General features: G+C 71.6%; 6 protein-coding genes. All 6 read right to left on the bottom strand.

All coding sequences use genetic code 11. From position 1 onward, the window contains the following. Nucleotides 1-142: 142 nt before the first annotated feature. The 6 genes from P1P70_RS37640 to P1P70_RS37615 all read right to left on the bottom strand — a co-directional run bounded on the left by P1P70_RS37640 (nucleotide 143) and on the right by P1P70_RS37615 (nucleotide 6,575). Nucleotides 143-757, bottom strand: a complete 615-nt coding sequence (locus tag P1P70_RS37640; RefSeq protein WP_319245779.1) for a hypothetical protein — start codon at nucleotides 755-757, stop codon at nucleotides 143-145. A 151-nt stretch (nucleotides 758-908) separates the two neighbouring features. Next, a complete protein-coding gene (gene ahcY, locus P1P70_RS37635) occupies nucleotides 909-2,366 on the bottom strand; it encodes an adenosylhomocysteinase (RefSeq protein WP_319245777.1) in 1,458 nt (485 codons plus the stop codon). A gap of 419 nt (nucleotides 2,367-2,785) precedes the next feature. Then, entirely contained in the window at nucleotides 2,786-3,763 is a 978-nt protein-coding gene (locus tag P1P70_RS37630) for a cation diffusion facilitator family transporter (RefSeq protein ID WP_319245775.1), read from the bottom strand. A gap of 186 nt (nucleotides 3,764-3,949) precedes the next feature. Beyond that, a complete protein-coding gene (gene manA, locus P1P70_RS37625) occupies nucleotides 3,950-5,101 on the bottom strand; it encodes a mannose-6-phosphate isomerase, class I (protein ID WP_319245773.1) in 1,152 nt (383 codons plus the stop codon). A gap of 66 nt (nucleotides 5,102-5,167) precedes the next feature. Next, nucleotides 5,168-6,295 (bottom strand): SIS domain-containing protein, encoded by a 1,128-nt coding sequence (locus P1P70_RS37620; protein ID WP_319245772.1) that lies wholly within the window; start codon nucleotides 6,293-6,295, stop codon nucleotides 5,168-5,170. Nucleotides 6,296-6,404: 109 nt separating this feature from the next. Next, complete coding sequence (locus tag P1P70_RS37615; RefSeq protein ID WP_005485663.1) at nucleotides 6,405-6,575, bottom strand: Trm112 family protein; 171 nt, start codon at nucleotides 6,573-6,575, stop codon at nucleotides 6,405-6,407. Nucleotides 6,576-6,644: the final 69 nt, after the last annotated feature.

Genomic DNA, 6,644 nt, shown 5'->3' with positions numbered 1-6,644 from the left:
CCCCCGAGCCCCCGCACACTCCCTCGCCCGAGCGGCCGGGCACCGGGTTCGCCCCGCCCGCCTGAGGCCCGGGTCCGCCCGTCGGGCGCTGCCGGCGCGGCTCCGGTGCAGTCGTCACCGGCGATGCGGGCCGGACCGCGTCTCAGTCGAACGTGGACGGCGGTGTCTCCAGGTGCTCCAGCTCGATTCCGGGCGCCGCCAGGACGACGTCGCCCGCGATGTGAACGGTGTGCCGCTCGCCCGTGTCCAGGGCTGTGACCTGGTATTCGTCCACCATCAGGGGGCCGTTGTCAGTGGCGTGTGCTTCTCTTTCGATCAAGGCCCAGGACTGGTCGAGGGTGCGCGGGGCCAGGACCGGGTCGGTGAAGGCGACGAGGCGTACGCGGGTGGCCGGGGCGGAGGGGGTGAGGCGCAGTAGGCGGGCGGTGGCGATCAGGAACGCCGGGGAGGTGCCGGTGAAGGCGTGGGCGCGGACATTGCCTTCGGTGGCTTCCGTGCCGGTGGGATCGGTGCGCACCCAGGTGACGCCGTCGAGGGCGGCGCCGCGGACCTGCCAGCTCGCGGCGTGGAGTTCGAGGCGGATGGGGCGGCCGAGTTCGTCGAGGGCCAGGTCGACGGAGCCGGCGTGGTCGCCGGAGGGAGCGGTCAGTTGGGAGACATAGCGCCAGCCGGACGGGCCTGGCGCGCAGTGGAAGTGTTCCTCGGCGAGGAGGGTGTGATCGTGCGGGTCGTGAAGCGAATACCGGCCGCGGGGCATGGGGGTCCTGAGGCTTGACGGGCTGGTCCGGCCGACGGGCGTGAAGAGGAGCCGAACGGGCAAGCCCCCGGCACGGGGGTGCGGGGGCCTGCCTGGGGAACTGCTGCCTGGACGGGTGCGTCGAGATGCGACGCACCCGCCGCCGGGCGGATCAGTAGCGGTAGTGGTCCGCCTTGTACGGGCCCTCGACCTCTACGCCGATGTATGCGGCCTGCTCCGGACGCAGGGTCGTCAGCTTCACCCCGAGGGAGTCGAGGTGGAGACGGGCGACCTTCTCGTCGAGGTGCTTGGGCAGCGTGTACACGCCGATCGGGTACTCGGACTGCTTGGTGAACAGCTCGATCTGGGCCAGGGTCTGGTCCGCGAAGGAGTTGGACATCACGAACGACGGGTGACCGGTGGCGTTGCCGAGGTTCAGCAGGCGGCCCTCGGACAGGACGATGATCACCTTGCCGTCGGGGAAGGTCCACGTGTGGACCTGCGGCTTGACCTCGTCCTTGACGATGCCGGGGATCTTGGCGAGGCCGGCCATGTCGATCTCGTTGTCGAAGTGGCCGATGTTGCCGACGATGGCCTGGTGCTTCATCTTGGCCATGTCCGCGGCCATGATGATGTCCTTGTTGCCGGTCGTGGTGATGAAGATGTCGGCCTTGTCGACGACCTCTTCGAGGGTCGTGACCTGGTAGCCGTCCATAGCTGCCTGCAGGGCGCAGATCGGGTCGATCTCGGTGACGATGACGCGGGCGCCCTGGCCGCGCAGGGACTCCGCGCAGCCCTTGCCCACGTCGCCGTAGCCGCAGACGACGGCCGTCTTGCCGCCGATGAGGACGTCGGTGGCGCGGTTGATGCCGTCGATCAGGGAGTGGCGGCAGCCGTACTTGTTGTCGAACTTCGACTTCGTGACGGCGTCGTTCACGTTGATCGCCGGGAACAGCAGGACGCCGTCGCGCTGCATCTCGTACAGGCGGTGGACGCCGGTGGTGGTCTCCTCGGTCACGCCGCGGATCTCCGAGGCGAGCTGGGTCCACTTCTGCGAGCCGTCGGTGATGGTGCGGTTCAGCAGCTCGAGGATGACGCGGTGCTCGTCGTTCTCGGCGGTGTCGACCGCGGGGACCTCGCCGGCCTTCTCGTACTCGACGCCCTTGTGGACCAGGAGGGTGGCGTCACCGCCGTCGTCGAGGATCATGTTGGGGCCGCCGGTGGGGCTGTCCGGCCAGGTCAGCGCCTGCTCGGTGCACCACCAGTACTCCTCCAGCGTCTCGCCCTTCCAGGCGAAGACCGGGACACCCTGCGGCTTGTCGGGCGTGCCGTTCGGACCCACCGCGATCGCGGCGGCGGCGTGGTCCTGGGTGGAGAAGATGTTGCAGGAGGCCCAGCGGACCCGGGCGCCGAGGGCGACCAAGGTCTCGATGAGGACAGCGGTCTGCACCGTCATGTGCAGGGAACCGGTGACGCGCGCGCCGGCCAGCGGCTGCGACTCGGCGTACTCCTTGCGGATCGCCATCAGGCCGGGCATCTCGTGCTCGGCGAGGGTGATCTCCTTACGGCCGAAAGCGGCCAGGGAGAGATCGGCGACCTTGAAGTCCTGTCGGTTCTCGACAGTCGTCATTGCGAACTGCTCCTCGGTGTCGGGTCGAGGGTGGGTGGGCTGGTCTGCGCGGCGGCGGACACAGGGGTGCCCCGAAGAGGACACAGGCATGCCCGCGTGCGCGCAGCGCAGTCCGTCGGAGGCCCTCTCTCCCTCGGCCGGTCCGCGGTGGGACCGCCCGACCGCCATCAGCAGCGACGTCTGGCTCCGTCCCAAGCTACACGGTGGGCCCGGCCTGCCCCAGTCCGCCTGCGTACGGATCAAGCCGAAGGGAGCGGTGCGGCGGGCGGTGCGGAGGCCGAAGGCGGGGTGGGGCGGAGGCAGCGCGGCCCGGGAACGGACAGGGCCCGTCGCGTCCGTTGACGCGACGGGTCCCGGTGGTCGGTGCCTGGTGGGGTGGCCCGAAAGCACCGGTGGTCAGTGCTCGGTGGGCCGTCGGGTCAGTGCTCGGCGGGCGCTGTCGGGCCACCGGGCGCGGCCTCGGGGTCGGCGCCCTTGGCGGCTTCGGCCTCGCTGTAGATGTCGGGCTCCAGGTAGATGACGCGGGCGATGGGGACGGCCTCGCGGATGCGGGCCTCGGCCGCGTTGATGGCGTTCGCGACCTCGGTGGCCGTGTCGTCGTGCTGGACGGCGATCTTGGCGGCGACGAGGAGTTCCTCGGGGCCGAGGTGGAGGGTGCGCATGTGGATGACGCGGGTGACGGTGTCGCCGTCGACGACGGCGTTCGCGATCTTCTCGACGTTCTCGGCGCCGGCGGACTCGCCGAGGAGGAGGGACTTGGTCTCGGCGGCGAGGACGATCGCGATCAGGATGAGCAGGACGCCGATGCAGAGGGTGCCGATGCCGTCCCAGACGCCGTCGCCGGTGAGCAGGGCCAGGCCTACGCCACCGAGGGCGAGGATCAGGCCGACGAGGGCGCCGAGGTCCTCCAGGAGGACGACCGGCAGCTCGGGGGCCTTGGCGTGGCGGACGAACTCGGTCCAGGACTTCTTGCCCCGCAGGACGTTGGACTCCTTGATGGCGGTCCGGAAGGAGAAGGTCTCGGCGATGATCGCGAAGACGAGGACGCCGACCGGCCAGTACCAGGCCTCGATCTCGTGCGGGTGCTTGATCTTCTCGTAGCCCTCGTAGAGGGCGAACATGCCGCCGACGGAGAAGAGGACGATGGAGACGAGGAAGGCGTAGATGTAGCGCTCGCGGCCGTAGCCGAAGGGGTGTTCGGCGGTCGCCTCGCGTTTGGCCTTCTTGCCGCCGAGGAGCAGCAGGGCCTGGTTGCCCGAGTCGGCGAGCGAGTGCACGGACTCGGCGAGCATCGACGACGAGTGGCTGAAGAGGAACGCCACGAACTTCGCTACCGCGATCGCGAGGTTGGCGGCGAGTGCCGCCACGATCGCCTTGGTGCCGCCTGACGCGCTCATGTGTCCGAGGTGTCCCTTCGCCTACGCATCTGTCTGTGCGTGGGGATGGGTACCCACGCTTCGGTCCGTCACCGGCCGGGCTTTGCCCGCCTTTTGCAGGGGGCATTGTTGCAGCCCGGCCGGGTGTCGGTGCGTCGGGTCGTGGATCGGGAGGGGGCGGAGGGCCGACGAGTCGGGAGCAGGCCGTCAGGCGATCACGGTCGCGCGGAACAGCGTGCCCGGTCCGGACACCTCGACCTTCTCGTCCGCCGGTACGAAGGCGGACTCGCCGGGGGCGAGCGTGTGTTCGCCGGCCCGGACCGAACCAGCCGTGCAGAGCAGGATCTGCGGGGTGGCACGGGTGAGGTCGTGCGGGGCGCCGGCCTCGGGGAGGACGAAGCGGGAGAGGCGGAACTCGTCGATGGGCGTCTCGTATACCTCCTCGCCGTCGGGGGACGCCTCCGGGCGCAGCACGCCCGGGTCGGTCGCCTCGAAGCGGACGACGCGCAGGAGTTCGGGGACGTCGACGTGCTTGGGGGTGAGGCCGCAGCGCAGGACGTTGTCGGAGTTGGCCATGATCTCGACGCCGAGGCCGTTCAGGTAGGCGTGCGGGATGCCGGCGCCCAGGAACAGGGCCTCACCGGGCTGCAGGCGTACGTGGTTGAGGAGCATGGCGGCGATGACGCCGGGGTCGCCCGGGTAGTGGTGGGCGATGTCGGCGTAGGGGGCGTGGTCGCCGCCGAGGCGGGCGCAGGCGGCCGCCGCCTCGGTGACGGTGTGGGCCATCTCGGCGGGGTCGGCGCCCAGGACGGCGGTCAACACCTCTCGCAGCGCGGCCTCTTCGGGGTGGGCGTGCAGGAGGTCGACGTACGGCTTGAGGGAGTCGACGTCGAGGGCGGCCAGCAGCTCGGCGGCGCGGAGCGGTTCGCGGAAGCCGCAGAGGCCGTCGAACTCCGTGAGGGCGCAGATCAGTTCCGGCTTGTGGTTGGCGTCCTTGTAGTTGCGGTGGCCCGCGTCGACGGGGATGCCGCGCCGCTCCTCGTCCTCGTAACCCTCTCTGGCCTGTACGAGGTCGGGGTGGACCTGGAGGGAGAGGGGGGCGCCGGCGGCGAGGAGTTTCAGGAGGAAGGGGAGGCGGGGGCCGAACTTCTCGACCGTCCGGATGCCCAGCTCACGTTCGGGTGCCGCGTCGATCACCTCGGTGAGGGGGCCGCGTCCGGTGCGCGAGGGAGCGCCGGGGTGGGCTCCCATCCACATCTCCGCCTGCGGCTCGCCGGTGGGGGCCACCCCGAGGAGCTGCGGGATGGCGGTGGTCGAGCCCCAGGCGTAGGGGCGGACGGTGTTGTCGAGGCGGTCCATGGTGTGTGTTTCTCCGTACGTGGGGAGCCGGCCGGGGCCCCGGTCAGGGTCGGGCTCCGGTAAGGATCAGGCTCCGGAGGCGAGCGACAGGTAAACGGCGGCGAAATCGGTCGTGGCGATCATCTCCGCGAGGGTCTCCAGGTCGCTGCCCTCCTCGGGTTCCAGCTCGCTGATCGCGGTGTCATGGCCGAGGGCGAGCTCGCGGGCGGCCGGGACGGCGCTCAGGCCGCCGGTCGGCCGGTCGCGGACGAGCACCACGCGCGCGTGCAGGACGGGTGCGTCCTCGACGCGGTCACGGAAGAAGTCGTCGGGGTCGGCGCTCGCGGCGAGCGGACCGGACAGCAGCACCGTGTGCGAGGCGAGCGCCTCCGGCAGCTGAGCGACGACGGCCGGGCGCCCGGCGAGTTCGGCGAGCGCGGCGGCGAAACGGCGGCCCACGGGCCCTGCGGTCTGGCCCTCGGTCCAGATCATCGGGAGGGAGTCGGCCAGCTCGGCGGCGAGCGTCTTGGCCGGATTGCTGTATGTGGCGATGGCCGGGCCGCACCGCTCGGCGACGTGGTCGAGGCGGTCGGCGACCTTCTGCAGGGCGTCTGGTGCGGCGGCGACCAGGCCGGTGCGGTCCAGCAGCGCGAGCATCGGGGTGAGCAGCGCCCAGAGCACGCCGGGGGCGGCTGCGCCAAGGGGCACCTCCTGCTCGTACGGGGCGGCCGCCATCGGTACGAAGAGCCCGTGGGCGCCTTCCACGGCCTCGGCGACCGGGGTCCGGGGCGGGGCCACGGCGACGATGGTGCAGCCGCGCCGGTAGGCCTGGTCGACCAGGAGCGACAGGCCGGGTTCGGCGCCGTCGGCGGTGGCGATCAGGAGGAGATCGACCGAGCCCGCCCAGCCCGGGAGCTCCCAGCGGAGGGCGCCCGGCGCGGGGGCCACGCCGGTGGGGTGGAGGCGGGTGAGGGGGCAACTGGATCCCGCGAGGGCGCCGAGCAGGTCGGCGACGCCCGCGGAGGCCATGCCGGGGCCCGCGATCAGGAGGGCGCGGGGGCGGCCGTCCGGTTTCAGGTCGGGGATGCCGGCCTCGGTGCCGAGACGGATGGCCGTGCGGACCCGGGCGCCTGCCTCGGCGGCGCCGCGGAGCAGGTCGCGGCGGTCCGCCTCCGACAAGGCGTCGGGGGTGTCTAGCAGCGATTCGTCGAGCATGGGCGGCAGCCTCCGATCGCCGGGTGCCCTGATGCACCTTTTCGCCGGGTTTCCCGGCTCGTGCGGGGTTACGCCTTGCGCGGGAGCGTGATCGCGCGGATCACGGGGATCACGCGGGGCGGCGGGCCTCGTCGACGAGGAGTACGGGGATGCCGTCCCGGATCGGGTAGGCAAGGCCGCAGTCCTGGCTCGTGCAGGTCAGCTCGGTGTCCTCCTCCGTGAGGGGGGCGTGGCACGCCGGGCAGGCGAGGATCTCCAGGAGGCCGGCTTCGAGCGGCATGTCTCGGTCCCTTCGGGGGCGGGTTCGTGCGGTGCGGCCTGGTCAGAGTACCGCCGTGGGGGGGTGGGC

The sequence above is a fragment of the Streptomyces sp. MB09-02B genome, from assembly GCF_033794485.1.
Taxonomy (GTDB): Bacteria; Actinomycetota; Actinomycetes; order Streptomycetales; family Streptomycetaceae; genus Streptomyces.
This window is presented reverse-complemented; position numbering and strand designations above follow the sequence as displayed.

Bases quoted from the DNA above. Each gene is read 5' to 3' on its own strand.
- P1P70_RS37640 (WP_319245779.1), bottom strand. From the start codon at position 757: ATGCCCCGCGGCCGGTATTCGCTTCACGACCCGCACGATCACACCCTC.
- ahcY (WP_319245777.1), bottom strand. From the start codon at position 2,366: ATGACGACTGTCGAGAACCGACAGGACTTCAAGGTCGCCGATCTCTCC.
- P1P70_RS37630 (WP_319245775.1), bottom strand. From the start codon at position 3,763: ATGAGCGCGTCAGGCGGCACCAAGGCGATCGTGGCGGCACTCGCCGCC.
- manA (WP_319245773.1), bottom strand. From the start codon at position 5,101: ATGGACCGCCTCGACAACACCGTCCGCCCCTACGCCTGGGGCTCGACC.
- P1P70_RS37620 (WP_319245772.1), bottom strand. From the start codon at position 6,295: ATGCTCGACGAATCGCTGCTAGACACCCCCGACGCCTTGTCGGAGGCG.
- P1P70_RS37615 (WP_005485663.1), bottom strand. From the start codon at position 6,575: ATGCCGCTCGAAGCCGGCCTCCTGGAGATCCTCGCCTGCCCGGCGTGC.